Genomic DNA, 17016 nt, shown 5'->3' with positions numbered 1-17016 from the left:
TGAAAACGAGCAAGGAAGTCACATGAAACCGCACCAGCCTAACCTTAACAAAAGCACCAGTTTGTTGATTGCAGCCTCATTGTGTGTGGGCGCAGCAGTCCCTGCTTTTGCCAATGATGAGCTGAGTTTTGAGTGGGATTGGGCTGTCAGTTACGAAAGGGCCAAGCAGCGTGATAGCGTGTTTATGCAGACGCAGGGCAGTTCTCGTGATTCACTTAATGCACTGTTGGATGTGCAGGTGAATTATCAGAACTTCAGCGGCTTGTTTGCTCTGTACAGCCAAGGGTTGTACCTCAACCAACAAGGAGAGAGTGACTGGTGGAGTGAAGCTGATAACCAACTGTTGATTCGAGAGCTTGCTTGGCTAGGAGAGTGGCAAGTCGGTGACACCACTCTTGATGTGAGTTTGGGTAAGTTGCGCGTGGATTGGGGAGTGGGTTATGGCTACCGACCTTTGGATCTGTTTAAGCCTTATCGACAAAATCCTGTTGGCTTAGTCGCAGAAGAGGGCGCGGGTGTGTTTTCACTTTCACACTACGATATGGCAGGCGAGTGGACGGTGATTGCGACGGATTCAAGCTGGGGGCAACAAGGCCAAAGTGCACTTGATCAAGCCGCAGAGCAACAAGGTGTTGGTATTCGTCATTATGCGCTGGTGGGTGACACCGAGTATCAACTTATTGGTTATTACGATGATGTGCGCCGAGGTTTACTCGGAGCCAGTGCCATTGCTGTGTGGGATGAATCCATCGCCATGCACAGTTCCATGCTGTGGCAAAAGCAAAGTGTTGGCTATCAGTTTCAGCAGGGTGATCTTTACCAACCCGTTTCGGTTGAGGAGCAGGGCAGCGCATTCCAAGCCTTAATTGGATTGAACTGGGCAAACCAAGCTGGACACAACGTGATTGCCGAATATTGGTACGACAGCCGTGCATGGTCGAAAAGCGAATGGCAACAAGCAATAGAGCGCGGCGAATTACTCTCTCAGATCCCTGATCCTAACAACTCTCTATTGGCTAGCAGCGCTCTACTTGCGACAAGCTACGCCCAAGGGTTTCAGCATGCCAATATCGTTCAGCATAGCCTAATACTGCACTGGAGTTGGGATTTGGAAGCATGGGCTGCATGGAACGGCAAAGCGGATATGGGCTGGTTAAGTGATGTAACCCCTACGTTGGATGTGATGCTGTCGCCGCAAGATGACGGTGTGATTGTCACGCAGTGGCTTAACTACCAATGGATTGATACCGGCGATCAAAATGTAGAAGTGGAAGTTGCCGCACGCTTTTTAACCGGAGACGACCAATCTGCTTACGCACAAATCAATGATAAGCATATGATTGTATTTAACATCAAAGGGAAATTCTAAATGTGTTCAGCAAAATCAGTGGTGAAAAGTGGATGGCCGCGTAGCTTATTAGTGACCACGGCATTTTGTCTCTTTATCGCAGCAATGACGCTCTCGGTTTGGGGCGGTCCATTTTACATTCATGTGGTGGTTAGCTTTGGATTTGGCTATTCGGCTATCTTCTTCTCATGGCTTGTCGACCGCCTGTTTCCTACCATTCCTCGTATGGCGGAAGTGGCTATCTCGCTGACGGCTTGCCTATTGTTTGGTGTGGTGAACGCCCAGCTTTGGCTTGGGGAATACTTCGGTATCTCAAGTATGCTGTCGGTTGGTCTCATGGGGTTGTTATTTAGCGCCATGTGCTTTTTCTATTTCTACTCACGCGAGCAACATGCGATCGCTCAACGAGAGTTGGAAGCCATCAAGCGCGAGAAAGCAGAGCAAGACCGTGCGCTGTTGCTGAGTCAGCTTAAGCAGATGCAAAGCCAGATTGAACCGCATTTCTTATTCAATACCTTGGCGAATATCAGTGCACTCATGTCGCAAGATGTCGATAAAGCCAAGCTGATGCTAGAGCAGTTAACCGCGCTGTTGCGTGCAACGCTAAAAAGCTCACGCGAAGAGCACACCACCATAGACAATGAAACGGCGTTAATTGAAGCTTACTTGGGTATTCAACAAACTCGTTTGGGTGAACGACTCAGTTACAAGATTGAGGTGGAAGAGGGGCTAGGCAGAACCGAGTTACCGCCGATGATGCTACAACCCTTAATCGAAAACGCCATCATCCATGGTATTGAGCCAAAGCGTGAAGGTGGCGAAGTGAGTTTGCAGATTAAGCGCGAACAACAGAACTTGCAGATTGAAGTCAGAGACACAGGTGTTGGCTTGAATCACGTTAGTGGGCACATGGGTTCTGGCGTGGGTCTAAGTAATCTCAAGCAGCGAGTTGAAGCTTTGTTCGCAGGTCAAGGAGAGGTTTCTATCAGTGAGTCTGCTCAGGGTGGCGTTTGTGTTCGCCTGAGTTGGCCAATGGAATCGTAACCAAGGAAGAAAGGAATGAATACAGGGTTTACTGCCATTATTGCTGATGATGAACCGCTATTGAGGCGTCATCTTGATAAAAGCCTAGCTGAAGTGTGGCCAGAGCTAGAGGTGATAGCCAAAGTCGCCGATGGTGAACAAGCGTTGCAAGCCATTGAGCAAAACCAACCTGACATTGCGTTTCTTGATATTCGTATGCCAGTTTTGGATGGTATGACCTTAGCGCAAAAACTCAATCAACTCGCCAATCCACCTTTGATTGTGTTTGTCACCGCGTACGATGATTACGCCATCAAAGCTTTTGAGCAAAATGCCGCCGATTATTTGCTCAAGCCTATCTCGGATGAGCGCCTTCTGACGACGTGTGAAAGAGTGAAAGCACGCCTTGCTAAGCGAGAGCAAGAAAGCAGCAATGTGCAGATGAGCAGCCTGTTAGAACAGTTACAACAATTATCCGCGCCACAAACGCCGCAATATCTTCAGTGGATCAAAGCGACGCAAGGGGAAGATATTCATCTGATTGCCACGTCTGATGTGTTGTATTTCAAAGCGGAAGAAAAATACGTTTCTGTGTATGCTCAACAAGGACTGGGCAAAGTGCAGGAGTATTTGATTCGCACATCGTTGAAAGAGTTGATAGGGCAGCTTAACCCAGAACAGTTCTGGCAAGTGCACCGTTCAAGCGTGGTGCAAGTGTGCAAAATTAGCAAAGTAAACAAAGACTTTGCTGGCAGAATGTTTGTGCACGTTGGAGAAACTAAGCTCCCTGTGAGCCGTGCATCTCAAAGTTTGTTCAAAGGGATGTAATTGCTAGAACTGCTCACTCTTTACACTGTAAACTCGCTGCTCATTTGTTTCAGCAACAAAAACAAAAAGCGCTTAAGTCATAAGACATTAGGCGCTTTTTTCGTTTTGTAGCGACGATTTCTACCAAGAGGCGAATGGGCTTATTCGCTGACTGTCACTTTCTCAATAATGATTGGATCGCATGGTACATCATCGTGACCAAGCTTAGAGGTCGTTTTTACTTTCGCGATGCGGTTTACGACATCCATACCCGCGGTCACTTTACCAAATACCGCGTAACCCCAGCCTAGGTTAGTGGTTGCGGTGTGGTCTAGGAAATCGTTGTCTTCCAGGTTAATGAAGAACTGTGCCGTTGCAGAGTGCGGTGCATCGGTACGCGCCATCGCGATAGTGCCAACAAGGTTCTTTAGACCACGGTTTGCTTCGTTTGCGATTGGGGCGCGTGTTGGCTTTTCTGCCATGTCTTCGGTATGACCGCCACCTTGGATCATAAAGCCGTCGATAACGCGGTGGAAAATGGTGCCGTCGTAAAAGCCATCTTCACAGTATTTTTTGAAGTTCTTTGAGCTAACTGGTGCTCGTTCTAGGTTCAGTTCAATCTCGATGTCACCGAAATTGGTGGTCATGGTAATCATCTGGTTTTGCCCTTGTGGGTGCTTAGTTGGCGGCATTATAGCTAAGTCGTATGAGGATAGCAGAAATAAAACAGCGACGTTTGGTGTCGCTGTTTGCATAGTGAATGGGTGAGGAAAGCGTTAAACCGTAAAGCGACCGACCAAGTCGTATAGCTCGTTAGCTTTGTGGTTTAGGTTGCCACTACCTGCGCGGTTTTGATTCGCAAGTTGCGCCGATTGGCTGCTTTGTTGAGAGATCACTTCAATACGTTGTGAAATCTCTTGCCCAACTTGGCTTTGCTCTTCGGTTGCCGTTGCGATCAGGGTGTTCATGTCCATGATGTTAGCAATTGCGGCTTGGATTTCTTGCAGTGCGGCAGAGGCAGCTCGTGCTTCCTCAACCGTTGCTTCACCACGCGCTTGGCTTGAGCCCATGGCTTTCACTGCCGCATCCGAGCCAGACTTCAATTGCTCAATCATTTGGTGAATTTCGCCTGTGCTGTCTTGAGTGCGACTTGCCAGTTTACGAACCTCATCGGCAACGACTGCGAAGCCGCGACCTTGTTCGCCTGCACGGGCTGCTTCAATGGCTGCGTTCAGTGCCAATAGGTTAGTTTGCTCGGCTATATCCTGAATCACTTCCAGAGAAGAAGAAATGTTTTTTACGTCGCTCTCTAAACGAGAAATCACCGTGCTGGCTTCCGACACCTCTAGCGCGAGTGCTTCGACAGAGTTCGCTGCCGAATCAACAATGTGTTTTGCTTGTTGTGAGTTTTCATCGGCGTCTCTGGCTGATTGCGCTGCTTGGTTAGCGTTGTTTGAAATCTCGTGCGCCGTTGCTGTCATCTCGGTCATTGCCGCTGCGACTTGTTCGGTCTCTTCACGTTGACCAGAAGCTAATTCATCCACTTGCGATGCACGCTGTGACATCTCGTTGGTCTCTGAAACCACTTCTTGTCCTAAGTGGCTAACGCTCTTAATGATGCCTTGCAGGCTTTCAACGAAGATATTGAAGTTACGGCTAAGTTGGGTGAACTCCGGCACGCTTGATTCTTCCATGCGCGCGGTTAAGTCGGCATCGCCTTGCGCGAAAGAGTGGATTGAGGCATCAAACTGCTCAATAGGCTTCATGATACTGCGGTTAACAAACACCGCGAAGACCGCGACGATCGCTGCAATCGAAACACAGAACAGAGCAATAGCCGTCAGTGTGGTGTTGAGGGCCTGATGCGCAGCTTCTTCCATGTTTGCCACAATGGCGTCGATATCATCAGTGTAGAAGCCTGTACCCAACATTAAATCCCATTCAGGAATAAAGACTGAGTAGCTGAGTTTCGGTAGTGCTTCACTCTGACCGAGTTTCGGGAAGTAATAAGTCGTGAACTCACCAGTTTTGGCATTTTTTAGCAAATCCTGAATCAGGTAATTGCCTTTCTTGTCCTGCAAGTTATAGAAGTTTTCCCCGATGCCTTTGGTGTTTTTACCCACCACGACGCGAACGCCTTTTGAATCATAACCAAAGATGTAGCCGGATTGACCAAACTCTAGTTGTTTCAAGATAGGCAGAGCCTCTTCCAGTGGGGCATTTTGTGCGAGTAGCGGCTCGACAGCGGAACGCGCCATTTGTACGTAACTTTTGAGTTCGGCTTTTTTCATCTCCATCATTCGACTTCGAGTTTGCTCAATCTCGTGCTCGTTGTAGGCTGTGGTTTGTGCGTAGGTGAACCACATCATGCCTATTGCCATAGTTAGAATTGGAATTATTGAAAGGATATATAGTCGTTTTCTGATCGTCAGATTCATAGAGACGTCCTTCTCTCGGCGCAGCGTTACAAGTGACAAGCTGAATAAGCTTGCCTGATAAAATTATTAATACTTATTGTTGTAATGCTTAGAGATTAACCGAGTTAATCAATCAGAAGTACTGGAAGTTTATAAATTTAGACTAAGGTCGTAGCATTTTTAAGCAGGATCACAATTAACGTGAACACGACCCACTATTGCAACGAGAAGTCCCTGTTAACCAATATGAGACGCGATACCTATTCTTTGCGAATTTGAGGTAAAGCCAGTCAGCAACAGGTTTAACGAGTCGCCAACGTAGTGGAGCGTAGAGCCAACCGCGACCAACTAATTGCCACGCACGATGAGTCACGTCCAACCCCAGCAGAAGTTCCCCCTTTTCGTTGAGGGCGTGCAAAATGGTGTTGGCTTGCTCCGGATCGATCTGAGGATAATCTGCGAATGCATCACTATAGATATCGACGGTTTTGATTTGCTGCTTGGCATCGCGTTGTTTTAGCGCCTTCATCTCTTTGGCACAAAGCGGGCAGGTTCCGTCATAAAATATGGTGAGTTTTGTCATTGCGGTTTTCTTGTTTGAGGTTTTCTAATCGCTTTTACGTGGCGAATTTTCTTTTGGTTCATTGTTTTGCAAGTAATGCAGCCAATTGTCGCGAATGTTGCCGTAATTGAATTGGCAGAACTCTTTGCGATCACGCAGGTAGTCTTTTTCTACTTCATCGAGTAAGGCTTTGTATTGCTCAGGATCACTACCGTACACCAAACATAACGTTGAAAAGTAACGCTGCAAATCAAAGCTGTGTTCGTCAATGTACTCGCCAAAATCGTAGTAGTCCGGTCTGTCGTCGGATTCGAATGCGAACATGTCGGCGGCGCTAATGGCCATATCTGCGCCATCTTCTAGGAAGTCAATCATTAAAATAGTGGCAAAATTATCGACCGCATCTTCTTCTTTTCCGAGAACAGGGATGCTTTGATCTTCGATGTAAGCATGTCCAGCTTCATGAAGTAAAGTGTGCAATAACGTATCTAGCGCCCCTGTTTTTGGGGATTTTCCGAAGCGTTCTTCATACTGATTATTGGAGAAGTAATTGAGCGACTCCAAATAAAAAGTGTAAGGAACGTATATTGTGTGTGTATCAGGGTCATACATTGGACCATCTTCTCCGCCGTAAACCAGCGTGAGAGCTTTATCAAATGGAAAGTAGGCCTGAGATAGCTCAGCAAAGATGGTGTTTACATCGCTGCTTTGAATCGATTGTTGGGCGATTTTTTCATGAGTTGTCTCTACGGGAGAATATTGAATACGAATGTTTTCAGCTGCTGTAGCTGATGAGACGACGCTGAGTAATAGCGCAGCGCAAAGCGAATGAATGTTCATGTGGGACTCTTGTTATTGAATAACTTGTATAAAAAATTATACATGTTTTTGCCTGATGCATAGTTGGGGTTGTACTCATTAGCCAAAGTCGGGACGTCGGTCTCGAAAAGCAATCATGATAACATCGCATATTTCGGCTGCTTGGTTCTCTAGGGCGTTTATCAAGACCTCTTGGATAAGAACGGCGGTGAAGTTATTAGCTATGCATCGTTTTCTAAGAAGCTTACTGAGTAACTGTGCTTCGATCTTTATCTGTGAAAATGATAATAGGCAGTTAATCATTGCAAGGTTTAACCATGGGGTTGGTGAATGTCACTGAATTGAAGAAAATTATCAGCGATATGTTATAATCCTGCTCCGTTGTGACGAAAACGTTTGTTGCAGCCTGAGAGTTTCCTTGGATTCGGCTCGTTTATACACCATGAGCCAGAGTTGAAAAGCTACGACAGGAACAGGCAAACCCAATTGTTTTGAACGCGCTCTCGGCGTTTAGCGGTTACAACGGGAAGGAACTTTGTTTGATAGTAATTGACACATTCTGTTTAAGTAAGGGAGCCCGAAGTGGTTCAGAAAGTGTCACCCAGAATTTACTCACAACACGACACCCCAAGCGATAACGCACAGGTATTGCGAGGGGCCATTTGAAGGAGCTGTATCAGCTCCTTTCACATTTAAGGGCTTGCTAACAGCGTAAAAACTGACACATCGCTTAAGGAGCGCCCCTTAAACTAGCCTAAGGCGCATCTACACCAACTTTTTGAGTATTTTCGAAACAATAAAGCGAGAAAATTTGCTATTGAACGAAGGTTAAACTAACACTCATTCATTACGGAGAATGAAGAGAACAATAATAAGAGGCGATATGAATCATTTAATATCTGTAGGTGCACTGGAGTCCTTCTTGGTCGCAATCAGTGTGCTTTTCCTGGGGCATTTTATTAATGCTAAGCTACCGATTTTAAAGAAATTCAACATACCTGAGCCGATTGTAGGTGGTCTTATTGTGGCCTGCATGATTACTGCTCTTCATTTCAACGGCATCGACTTAGAGTTCGACTTGCCATTACAAAATACGTTTATGTTAATGTTTTTTGCGACAGTTGGTTTGGCCGCAAATTACACTCAGTTGATGAAAGGAGGTGCGAAGGTTTTTATCTTCTTAGCTGTCGCATCGTTTTACATCATCATACAAAACGGCGTTGGCGTTTCACTTGCGGCGGCGCTCGGTTTAGATCCTTTGATGGGGTTAATTGCTGGCTCGATTACTCTGTCAGGTGGTCATGGTACAGGTGCTGCGTGGTCACAAACCTTTCAAGACGTGTATGGATTGGATAACGTCTTAGAAATTGCAATGGCATCAGCGACTTTTGGTTTGATCATCGGCGGTATCATTGGTAGCCCTGTAGCGCAGCGTCTGGTGGAAAAGAACAGCATAGAGTCTGAGTATGGTCGTGGTGGTCGAGATGCCAAAACTCACGAGAAATTCCCGGAGTTGGTGACTTACAATGAATACGAAGAAGATAAAGTAACGGCGAAAAAAGTGGTGGAGAAACTCTTCTTCCTACTGATTTGTGTTACTGGGGCCAAGTATGTCGAGCAATGGGTAAGCACGTATGAAATCTCATGGCTGATGATTCCAGACTTCGTATATGCGCTATTCATTGGTGTGATCATTACGAATTTCTTGGAAGTGACCAAAATTCGTAAGTTAGATGCCGAAACGGTCGATATGTTAGGTACGGTATCGCTATCTCTATTCCTAGCGATGGCTCTGATGAGCTTGAAGTTATGGAATATCTTTGATCTAGCGATTCCATTCTTGGTTATTTTAGCTGTGCAGTCTGTCGTCTTAGCTATCTTTACGTACTATGTTACGTTCAAAGTGATGGGAAGCAACTACGATGCTGCGGTTATTGCAGGGGGGCACTGCGGTTTTGGCTTGGGTGCAACCCCAACAGCCGTAATGAACATGGGTTCAATCGTTAACCGATTTGGCCCGTCGCCACAAGCATTTATGGTGGTGCCAATTGTGGGCGCTTTCTTTATCGACATCGTCAACTTAATTATCTTGCAAGGCTACATTTCATTCCTTGGTTAAAGTTAAGTGGATGAGCTCCTAGAGGCGAAATAAAACGGTCACAACACTGGTTGTGACCGTTTTTTTATGACTTGGTTTGGTCGTTTATCGGACGAAGCATTATTGGATAGTTCGGCTGAACTTGAGGCTAGCTGTCCAACCAAGAATACCAATGAAGGCGTAAATGCCGACGTTTAACCAACCCGCTTGAGGAATGGCATTGAATGGGTTTGGTGTAATAATGGCGTGCAGCGGAAGGTAAAGCACTTCGGAGAAAAACTGATCTAGCCCGTAGAAACCAAAAAGTGCGATAGGCATCCAACGCAGCGCATAAATGGCGATAAACAAAATGACCAGTGGTGAGTTCACTTTTTGTGAAATAGCCATCGCAGTTAATGCCAGCGGTAACAGCAGAATACCGGCGAAAAACATTCTGATTAAAAACTCTCCCCAATGCAGCAGCACGTAACCTAACGAGGCTTGGCGGTACAATAAAGCCAATTGGTGATCAGTAGAGATGTTCAGCAACCACAACATTAAATTTGCAGCGAGTACGAGCACCGAGCAGACGAGCGGAATCACCAATAAGCCAAATCCTAGCTTCACTAAATGGGTTTTTATGTCACTGACAGGCATACTGCGCCAAAACATAATGCTGCCTTCCGCCCGTTCTTTGCGTAGCGTTCTTGGGAAGTACTGAACGGCTAACAAGATAGACAGCAGTCCTGCTCCTCCGGAAATCAACATATTGACGTCATCACCAAGCTCTCTGTGAATGTCACTGACATCGCCACCAAAGCTCATTTGGAAAAACATATTGTGTTGTAGAGTGTCGTTACTCATTAAACTCACAAAGAGAATAACTCCACACGCCAACACAAACAGTGGAATACGTAAAACAAGAGGGTTCTCTAACCACTCTTTTTGCAACATCGCGACAACTGAACGCATTACGCTGCCTCCTTCTGCAATGCTAAAAATAGATCCGCTAACTTCACCCCATGGATGGAGCCCATTGTTTCTGCTTGTTGGGCATACTGGGCTTTGAGTAACCATTTCGTTGAACCGAGGCCTTTTTGTGACGAGAGTGGGTTCATCGCTTCAATTTGTGTGCGGTATTCGTCGCTGGCCTCAAGGATGAAGTAGTCTTCACTAATACTGTCCATCGAGGTTTGTAGTACAGGGCGGCCATGCTTGAGAATCAGCACATCAGTCAGTAAGTGCTCAATCTCTGATACTTCATGACTGGCGATGATCAACACGCGTTCGCCGTCGTGAAACCATTCCAACAAGTGACGATAAAACGTATCACGATAAACGAGATCTAACCCGAGTGTCGGTTCATCCAATATGAGGATTTGGGTGTTGGTCGCGATCACAATCGCGAGGTGTAATTGCACCTTCATCCCTTTGGATAAAGATTTGATGCGCGCACGAGGTTTGATGTCCGTTTGACGAAGTAGCGTATCTGCTTGGGCGCGATTGAACCCTGGGTGCACGCCCTCGGTATAGTTAAGCAGTTGAGCAACGGTCATCCAATCTGGCAGAACGTTGACATCCGAGATGTAGGATAAGCTCTGCATTATCTTGTCGCGTTGCATAATGGGTTCAAATCCGTTGATACGAATAGTGCCCTGATATTCATGTGCACCGAGTAGGGCATTAATAAGCGTTGATTTACCTGCGCCATTATGGCCGAGTAAGCCAAGTACTTGTCCTGCATGTAGGTCGAGACTCACTTCATGCAGTGCTTCTCCTTGTTGCTGATATTGCTTGGAGACGTTGTTTACACTGACTAATGCGCTCATTGGTCACCTTTCAAGTGTGGTTTTAGTTGTTGAATGAATTCGTCGAGTGACATATCCAGACGCTGTATTGTGTCGGCTATCTGCGGAATTTGTTGCTGAAGAAAACGTGCCTTCTCGTCTGCGAGTAATTTGAGCTTTGCTCCTGAAGCGACAAACATACCTTGACCGCGTTTTTTCTCCACTAGCCCGTCATCAACAAGCAATTGATAGCCTTTCATAACGGTGAGGTGGTTAATTTTCATATCTGCAGAGATGTTACGGACGGAGGGCAGAGCATCGCCTTCTTGCCAGACACCTTGCAGTATTTGCTGCGTGATCTGGTCTGCCAACTGTCGAAATATCGGTTGGCGATCATGCCAATTAGTCATGAGTGAATCTCTTGGTTGAGATAGTGTTATATATATGTATAACACCTAGTGCGTTAGAGAGAAAGTAATAATTTAAAACCTAGTGTATCCGCCTGTCTCATTCGCTCTAAATATCCACCTATGTGGTCGTTGTTTTGAGGTTTTGTTTTATATGGAAATTAATTGCTTCTCATAAGTTGAGAAGTGTTGTTTTTCTCTTCCCATCAATAAACTTATCGCCTGTTCTAAATGAATATTCTCACTGAATGATAATTAGCATGATTTTAGGTCTTCCTATTTCTTACTTGATGAGAATTGATGGTCAAAGAGGCCTAGAAAACAAAAGTTTCGAGAGGCAATCTGACTGGCTTAGGCACCTATCTCACGTTGAGCGCGTGCTCAATGAATGAGAAAGAGTAGAGTAAAGAGGTCTCATGAATCAGGTAATATCTATCGGCCCACAGGAGTCGTTCCTCGTCGCAATTTGCGTGTTGTTTTTAGGGCAGTTCATCAATACCAAGTTACCAACCTTAAAAAAATTTAATATTCCAGAGCCAATTGTTGGTGGCCTAGTGGTCGCTTGCGTAATCACGACGATGCACTTAAACGGTGTGGATGTATCCTTTGATTTACCACTGCAAAACGTCTTTATGCTGATGTTTTTTGCAACCGTTGGCTTAGCGGCAAATTACACCCAACTGATTAAAGGCGGTGCGAAGGTTTTCATCTTCCTAGTTGTGGCATCGGTCTACATTCTTATCCAAAATGCGGTCGGCGTGTCCTTAGCAACAGCGTTGGGGTTAGATCCACTCATGGGGTTGATCGCCGGATCCATTACGCTTTCTGGCGGACATGGAACTGGAGCTGCGTGGTCGCAAACTTTTCAAGAAATGTATGGTTTGCATAATGTTCTAGAGGTGGCAATGGCTTCTGCTACATTTGGCTTGGTGATGGGCGGGATTATTGGCAGCCCTGTTGCACAAAAGCTACTAAACAAACACAACTTGGAATCGGAATACGGACGCACCAATCAAAGTCATCAGAGTTTCCCTGAACTGGTGACGTACAACGAACATGAGGAAGATCGCGTCACAGCGAAAAGAGTCGTTGAAAGCTTATCCATCATTCTACTTTGCGTGACAGGCGCGAAGTATCTGGAGAGTTGGGTAAGCAGTTTTGACATCAAGTGGTTAATGATTCCCGATTTTGTGTATGCGCTGTTTATTGGTGTTGTTATCACTAACATCATGGAAGTGACGAAGGCGCGCAAGGTTGATTTAGAAACCGTTGATATTCTTGGCACGGTTGCACTATCTCTATTTCTTGCCATGGCCTTGATGAGTTTGAAATTGTGGAATATTTTCGATCTTGCGATCCCATTCCTTATTATTCTTGCTATTCAGTCGGCAGTGTTGGCGATGTTCACTTACTACGTAACATTCCGCATGATGGGAGGCAACTACGATGCGGCGGTGATCGCTAGCGGACACTGCGGTTTTGGGTTAGGTGCTACACCGACTGCGGTCATGAATATGGGCTCCATCGTGAGTCGATATGGTCCATCACCACAAGCATTTATGGTGGTTCCAATTGTCGGTGCATTCTTCATCGACATTGTGAATTTAGTGATTTTGCAAGGATGCATCGCTTTTATTCGATAACATTCGCTTTTTTACCGAAATAACAAAGCCAGCACCTATACGCTGGCTTTGCTATTTGTAACACGAAATCTTGTTTGCCTGACTTCAAGCCGTGAAATCAATGCGTTACTATGACGACATAGTGTTCAATTTTGCAGCAGCATGAGGTACCCACATGTCTGAAAAAATATCGACGTCGGCATTAGCGAAAATGCGCAAGGTAGAAGCTAAGCTGCTGTTTGCCGATCTCAAACGTGCAGGCTACATCGTTCGCCAAGATGAAAAGTGGATTTTGACCGAAGAAGGGGCAAAGTTTGGCGGTGAGTATGTGGATCACCCTAAATTTGGCCAGTTCATCGTCTGGCCGACCAACTTACATATTGAGCTGACTCCCAGCTCAGGGAAAACATTGAGCGCGACACAACTGGGTGAAAAGCTGAAATTGAATGCGAAGCGCATGAACCAGCTTTTGAGTGAACTGGGTTGGTTGACCAAATCCGAAGAGGGATGGAGTGTCACAGAAGCTGGTGTGCGCGCTGGTGGGCAGCAAAGAACCGATAAAGAAACACAAAATACCTTTGTCGTATGGCACGATGTGGTGCTGCGTAACAAGCGTCTTAAGCAGTCTGTCATTGAGTTTTTAGGGCAAGACGCGGAGTCACATTCTACGGATAAATCGTACTCAAGCTTTCGCCAAAAATTTGAAGCCAAGCACCGAACATTAGATGGGCATTACGTGCGCTCTAAGGGGGAGTTGCTCATCGACAACTGGCTGTACTTGGCTGGTGTTGTGCACGCTTATGAGCGTCAGTTGCCGATTGACCAAGATGTCACTAGCGATTTTTACTTGCCAGGTGGCAAAGTCTATTTGCAATTTTGGGGAAGTGACGATGGGGAGATGGCTCAGGCCGACCGTGAGACCATTCGTACTGTTTATGAGCAGCATCATTTCAATCTTATCGAAGTCGAACCGAGTGAACTAGACAAGTTGGATGAAGTGCTTCCTAAGCGTCTTCGTCAGTTTGGTATTAAAGCTTATTGACGACTTAAGCCCGCTGTTCAGATAAGAAAAAACCCGTGTTCAACACGGGTTTTGTATTTTTAGTGTATTTCTAGGCTGCCATCCTATGGGTTAAAAGCCTTTGATGTTTTCTGCTTCTAGCTCAGAGAAGTACTTCACTGTCTTCACTTTCAGTTCTTGTTGAGCTGGTTCGTCGCATACGATCACCGCTTTAGGGTGAAGCTGAAGTGCAGAAACTGTCCATAGATGGTTTACACAACCTTCCACGGCTGCTTCAAGTGCCTGAGCTTTGTTATGACCAGTGACCAAGATCATCACTTCTTCTGAGTCTAGAAGCGTACCAACACCGATAGTCAGCGCGTATTTAGGCACTTGGTTGATATCGCCGTCAAAGAAGCGAGAGTTCGCAATGCGAGTGTCTTCAGTGAGGGTCTTGATGCGAGTACGAGAAGAAAGAGATGACGCTGGCTCGTTGAACGCGATGTGACCGTCGTTACCCACGCCGCCCATGAACAGGTTGATCTTGCCGTAAGACTTAATTTTGTCTTCGTAACGCTTACATTCTGCGTCGTGATCGTCTGTGTTACCGTTCAGTAGGTTGATATTTTCTTCTTGAATATCAATGTGATTAAAGAAGTTGTTGTACATGAATGAGCGGTAAGATTCTGGGTGATCCGCAGGGATGCCAATGTACTCATCCATGTTAAAAGTCACGACGTTTTTGAAGCTGACTTCGCCGGCTTGGTAAAGCTCGATTAGGGCTTTGTAGGTTGCTAGAGGAGTGCCACCAGTTGGTAGACCCAGAACGAATGGACGCTCAGCAGTAGGTTTAAAGTCGTTGATACGCTTAGCGATATGCGCAGCTGCCCACTTACCTACTTGTGCTGCTCGAGTTAACGGGATAAGTCTCATTTTGTGCCCCTAGTTATTGGAATTGACGATGTACTGAAACATTAATTCGCATTATAAAATAAGTAATGGCGAACTGCTATTGTTTTAGGTCAAAATTTTGCTTTTTCTTTAACCAATGTTGGTTTTGTCGACGATTTTTATATCTAAATGCTTTTATAAGACGATTTTTTACAAAGAAATTGCATTATGAAACTGACGAATCAATAGATAAAATTTATGATCTAAATTAAGTTCTGCCTTCGCACTTAACCTTGTTTTTTAACAACCTACAGAGTGCGAAATCGCACACGAACTTCAAATATTATGGGTTAGATATGGCATGGCGCTCATTCTTTAACCATAATTGAAATGTGTAAACCAGTGAGGAATTCGGTATGAAAAATGAGTTAGATCCGAGCAAAGTACTACAGGCTTACGAATGTGTGATGAACAACGGTACGCCAACCGAATTTGGTAAAATGTATGAAGGTGTAGAAGCGTTTTCTGACTACGATGGGTACAACGTTTTCTTGAGAGGGAATGGTGTTGAGCTAAAAATTGGCTTCCACAACACCTATCACTTGGAATATGACCAAGAGCATTTGAAAGAGAGCTTTCTGAAAAAGATTGCGACGCTCGCCAAGTAAACGGTCATCACCTAAATATTAAAAAAGCCCTTGGGAGAATGCCCCCTTGGGCTTTAGGAGAAGAAATGAGCTTGTCTTGCTCGCTCAGTAAAGTCAAACGAGCTTTCGCCTACTGCTAGAAAAAGGCGAGAACTAGGTTATTGGTTATTAATCGTCTTCAACCAAACTCTCTTCAATGTATTCTTCTGTGGCGTCAGGCTTGTTACGACCATTTAGCGTATGGAAGCGCTTGCGACCACGAGCAAGTTGGGTGTACTTTAGCCACGTACGCTCAAGTTTTGTTTTTGCTTTGCCCGGGTTTTCTAACACCTTGATGAAGTGTTTCTCTTCGCTGTTTTCAGGTGTTAATTCGCCTGACTCTAAGCCAAGCATTGTATCCCCATAAATTGTTAGGATTTCCTCTTCTGAAAGAGTAAAATCGCCAGACTTTGCAAAGCCGCGTGGGAATTTTACGTTATCGTAAAAACGTTTTTTGCCATGACGGAATTCAGTGTCAGACATGTCAACAGCCTCTGTAACCGTTATTGATGAATGTAGTGAACTTACGGCGAAAATTAGGCTTAAATCTAACAAAAGAAAAACAAAACTTTTTTGTCGTCATGATTTTAATTAGTTGTTAATCTGGTTTTATATTAACCAGGAGATGGTTTATGGATGTAAAAGTCTTTCGAACATTTTTAGAGCTGGCAAGAGTTCGTCACTTCGGACGTGCTGCTGAGAACCTTTATATTACCCAAGCCGCTGTGAGCGCACGTATCAAACAATTGGAAAGTTACTTCGATACGCAATTGTTTATTCGTGATCGAAATAACATAAAGTTGACCTCTGCAGGTGAGCGCTTAATCAGCTATGCCGAGGTAATGGTCACTACATTGCAACAAGCGAAGCTAGAATTATCGCTTGAAGATGGCAAAGCGCTGCAACTAACGTTAGGTGGCACGCCAAACATTTGGGACGCTTATTTACAGAATTGTTTAAGTGTCGTCACAGATTCGTTTGGTGGTTATGGCTTCATGGCAGAAGTGATGGGACGTGAGATGCTCAGTCGTAGCTTGCTAGAGCGCACGTTAGATATGGCATTTGCGTTCGATCAGATCAAAGCTGATGAGCTTAACTGTAAAAAAGTGGCGGATGTTGTTCTCGTTCTGGTATCAACTGAGAAAGATTCTTTAGACACCGTTTTCGAAAACAAATATGTGTACGTTGACTGGGGGACGCGTTTCTCCTCAGAGCATTCAGAGCGTCACCCTAAGATTCCGGCTCCATATTTACGCACTTCAACAGCGCGTATCGCATTGGACTTTATTTTAGAGAAGGGTGGAGCCGCGTACTTACCAATCTCTCTCGTGGAGCCATTTATCGCTAATGGGCAGCTTCACAAGGTGTCTGGAGTAGAAGATTGGTGTCGCCCTATCTATTTGAGCTATCGTAAAGCTAGCTCGTCTGTAGACGCGATTAAGCAAGTGGAAGAAATTGTCAAAGAGATCGATCCACTGACCGCTTACAGTTTTCAGCAAATTGGTTCTGGCACTTCCGACGAATAGCGTTGAATGAAAAGTCAGAAAAACGAAAAAGCCGCCTTGAGAAA

At 45.3% G+C, this 17016-nt stretch carries 17 protein-coding genes; 8 read left to right on the top strand and 9 right to left on the bottom strand.

Annotation, left to right across the window (positions count from 1 at the left end; genetic code table 11):
* Positions 1-22: 22 nt before the first annotated feature.
* The 3 genes from L3V37_RS00465 to L3V37_RS00455 are packed head-to-tail and all read left to right on the top strand — an operon-like array spanning position 23 to position 3199.
* The gene (locus tag L3V37_RS00465; protein WP_237305623.1) at positions 23-1369 is read left to right on the top strand and encodes a hypothetical protein; all 1347 of its coding nucleotides are present in this window, start codon (positions 23-25) and stop codon (positions 1367-1369) included.
* Positions 1370-2392 carry a sensor histidine kinase gene (locus L3V37_RS00460; RefSeq protein WP_237305622.1) on the top strand — a complete coding sequence of 341 codons (1023 nt, stop codon included), beginning with the start codon at positions 1370-1372 and terminating at the stop codon, positions 2390-2392.
* Positions 2393-2407: 15 nt separating this feature from the next.
* Positions 2408-3199 carry a LytTR family DNA-binding domain-containing protein gene (locus L3V37_RS00455; RefSeq protein WP_237305621.1) on the top strand — a complete coding sequence of 264 codons (792 nt, stop codon included), beginning with the start codon at positions 2408-2410 and terminating at the stop codon, positions 3197-3199.
* 140 nt (positions 3200-3339) lie between these two features.
* Here the strand turns inward: L3V37_RS00455 and L3V37_RS00450 are convergent, their stop codons facing one another.
* From L3V37_RS00450 to L3V37_RS00435, 4 genes are all read right to left on the bottom strand, one after another.
* Positions 3340-3834 (bottom strand): peptidylprolyl isomerase, encoded by a 495-nt coding sequence (locus L3V37_RS00450; protein ID WP_109169412.1) that lies wholly within the window; start codon positions 3832-3834, stop codon positions 3340-3342.
* A 120-nt stretch (positions 3835-3954) separates the two neighbouring features.
* Entirely contained in the window at positions 3955-5616 is a 1662-nt protein-coding gene (locus L3V37_RS00445) for a methyl-accepting chemotaxis protein (RefSeq protein ID WP_237305620.1), read from the bottom strand.
* 175 nt (positions 5617-5791) lie between these two features.
* The gene (locus L3V37_RS00440) at positions 5792-6178 is read right to left on the bottom strand and encodes a thiol-disulfide oxidoreductase DCC family protein (RefSeq protein WP_031780806.1); all 387 of its coding nucleotides are present in this window, start codon (positions 6176-6178) and stop codon (positions 5792-5794) included.
* Positions 6179-6202: 24 nt separating this feature from the next.
* On the bottom strand, positions 6203-6997 hold the full coding sequence (locus L3V37_RS00435) for a DUF4344 domain-containing metallopeptidase (protein ID WP_005383215.1): 795 nt from the start codon (positions 6995-6997) through the stop codon (positions 6203-6205).
* A gap of 862 nt (positions 6998-7859) precedes the next feature.
* On the opposite strand from L3V37_RS00435, the gene gltS (L3V37_RS00430) reads away from it, so the two are divergent.
* On the top strand, positions 7860-9095 hold the full coding sequence (gene gltS, locus L3V37_RS00430) for a sodium/glutamate symporter (protein WP_005374448.1): 1236 nt from the start codon (positions 7860-7862) through the stop codon (positions 9093-9095).
* 99 nt (positions 9096-9194) lie between these two features.
* Here the strand turns inward: gltS (L3V37_RS00430) and L3V37_RS00425 are convergent, their stop codons facing one another.
* Genes L3V37_RS00425 through L3V37_RS00415 form a run of 3 tightly spaced genes read right to left on the bottom strand, consistent with a single transcriptional unit; the run spans position 9195 to position 11250 of the window.
* Positions 9195-10025, bottom strand: coding sequence for a hypothetical protein (locus tag L3V37_RS00425; RefSeq protein WP_237305619.1), 831 nt, complete (start codon positions 10023-10025; stop codon positions 9195-9197).
* Positions 10025-10882, bottom strand: coding sequence for an ABC transporter ATP-binding protein (locus L3V37_RS00420; protein ID WP_237305618.1), 858 nt, complete (start codon positions 10880-10882; stop codon positions 10025-10027). The genes L3V37_RS00425 and L3V37_RS00420 overlap by 1 nt, the downstream gene beginning before the upstream one ends.
* Positions 10879-11250, bottom strand: a complete 372-nt coding sequence (locus tag L3V37_RS00415; RefSeq protein WP_237305617.1) for a GntR family transcriptional regulator — start codon at positions 11248-11250, stop codon at positions 10879-10881. Before L3V37_RS00415 ends, L3V37_RS00420 begins: the two co-directional genes overlap by 4 nt.
* 413 nt (positions 11251-11663) lie before the next feature.
* Between L3V37_RS00415 and gltS (L3V37_RS00410) the strand changes: the two genes are divergently transcribed.
* A complete protein-coding gene (gene gltS / locus L3V37_RS00410) occupies positions 11664-12890 on the top strand; it encodes a sodium/glutamate symporter (RefSeq protein WP_005374443.1) in 1227 nt (408 codons plus the stop codon).
* Between the two features lie 154 nt (positions 12891-13044).
* Entirely contained in the window at positions 13045-13911 is an 867-nt protein-coding gene (locus L3V37_RS00405; protein WP_005374442.1) for a hypothetical protein, read from the top strand.
* 90 nt (positions 13912-14001) lie between these two features.
* On the opposite strand, the gene nagB is transcribed toward L3V37_RS00405, so the two are convergent.
* Positions 14002-14802, bottom strand: coding sequence for a glucosamine-6-phosphate deaminase (gene nagB / locus L3V37_RS00400; protein ID WP_005374441.1), 801 nt, complete (start codon positions 14800-14802; stop codon positions 14002-14004).
* A gap of 374 nt (positions 14803-15176) precedes the next feature.
* Between nagB and L3V37_RS00395 the strand changes: the two genes are divergently transcribed.
* Positions 15177-15428 (top strand): DUF3081 domain-containing protein, encoded by a 252-nt coding sequence (locus L3V37_RS00395; RefSeq protein WP_005374440.1) that lies wholly within the window; start codon positions 15177-15179, stop codon positions 15426-15428.
* Positions 15429-15575: 147 nt separating this feature from the next.
* Here the strand turns inward: L3V37_RS00395 and L3V37_RS00390 are convergent, their stop codons facing one another.
* On the bottom strand, positions 15576-15929 hold the full coding sequence (locus L3V37_RS00390; protein ID WP_005374439.1) for a DUF413 domain-containing protein: 354 nt from the start codon (positions 15927-15929) through the stop codon (positions 15576-15578).
* A gap of 149 nt (positions 15930-16078) precedes the next feature.
* Here L3V37_RS00390 and L3V37_RS00385 point away from each other — a divergent pair, with 149 nt between their 5' ends.
* Entirely contained in the window at positions 16079-16972 is an 894-nt protein-coding gene (locus L3V37_RS00385) for a LysR family transcriptional regulator (protein WP_005374436.1), read from the top strand.
* The last annotated feature ends 44 nt before the right edge of the window (positions 16973-17016 follow it).

It is taken from the genome of Vibrio sp. D54, assembly GCF_021728075.1.
Taxonomy (GTDB): Bacteria; Pseudomonadota; Gammaproteobacteria; order Enterobacterales; family Vibrionaceae; genus Vibrio; species Vibrio alginolyticus.
The sequence above is the reverse complement of the archived record's forward strand: the minus strand, read 5'-3'. Positions and strand labels throughout refer to the sequence as shown.

Coding starts and splice junctions, on each gene's coding strand:
- L3V37_RS00465 (WP_237305623.1), top strand. CDS start 23: ATGAAACCGCACCAGCCTAACCTTAACAAAAGCACCAGTTTGTTGATT.
- L3V37_RS00460 (WP_237305622.1), top strand. CDS start 1,370: ATGTGTTCAGCAAAATCAGTGGTGAAAAGTGGATGGCCGCGTAGCTTA.
- L3V37_RS00455 (WP_237305621.1), top strand. CDS start 2,408: ATGAATACAGGGTTTACTGCCATTATTGCTGATGATGAACCGCTATTG.
- L3V37_RS00450 (WP_109169412.1), bottom strand. CDS start 3,834: ATGATTACCATGACCACCAATTTCGGTGACATCGAGATTGAACTGAAC.
- L3V37_RS00445 (WP_237305620.1), bottom strand. CDS start 5,616: ATGAATCTGACGATCAGAAAACGACTATATATCCTTTCAATAATTCCA.
- L3V37_RS00440 (WP_031780806.1), bottom strand. CDS start 6,178: ATGACAAAACTCACCATATTTTATGACGGAACCTGCCCGCTTTGTGCC.
- L3V37_RS00435 (WP_005383215.1), bottom strand. CDS start 6,997: ATGAACATTCATTCGCTTTGCGCTGCGCTATTACTCAGCGTCGTCTCA.
- gltS (WP_005374448.1), top strand. CDS start 7,860: ATGAATCATTTAATATCTGTAGGTGCACTGGAGTCCTTCTTGGTCGCA.
- L3V37_RS00425 (WP_237305619.1), bottom strand. CDS start 10,025: ATGCGTTCAGTTGTCGCGATGTTGCAAAAAGAGTGGTTAGAGAACCCT.
- L3V37_RS00420 (WP_237305618.1), bottom strand. CDS start 10,882: ATGAGCGCATTAGTCAGTGTAAACAACGTCTCCAAGCAATATCAGCAA.
- L3V37_RS00415 (WP_237305617.1), bottom strand. CDS start 11,250: ATGACTAATTGGCATGATCGCCAACCGATATTTCGACAGTTGGCAGAC.
- gltS (WP_005374443.1), top strand. CDS start 11,664: ATGAATCAGGTAATATCTATCGGCCCACAGGAGTCGTTCCTCGTCGCA.
- L3V37_RS00405 (WP_005374442.1), top strand. CDS start 13,045: ATGTCTGAAAAAATATCGACGTCGGCATTAGCGAAAATGCGCAAGGTA.
- nagB (WP_005374441.1), bottom strand. CDS start 14,802: ATGAGACTTATCCCGTTAACTCGAGCAGCACAAGTAGGTAAGTGGGCA.
- L3V37_RS00395 (WP_005374440.1), top strand. CDS start 15,177: ATGAAAAATGAGTTAGATCCGAGCAAAGTACTACAGGCTTACGAATGT.
- L3V37_RS00390 (WP_005374439.1), bottom strand. CDS start 15,929: ATGTCTGACACTGAATTCCGTCATGGCAAAAAACGTTTTTACGATAAC.
- L3V37_RS00385 (WP_005374436.1), top strand. CDS start 16,079: ATGGATGTAAAAGTCTTTCGAACATTTTTAGAGCTGGCAAGAGTTCGT.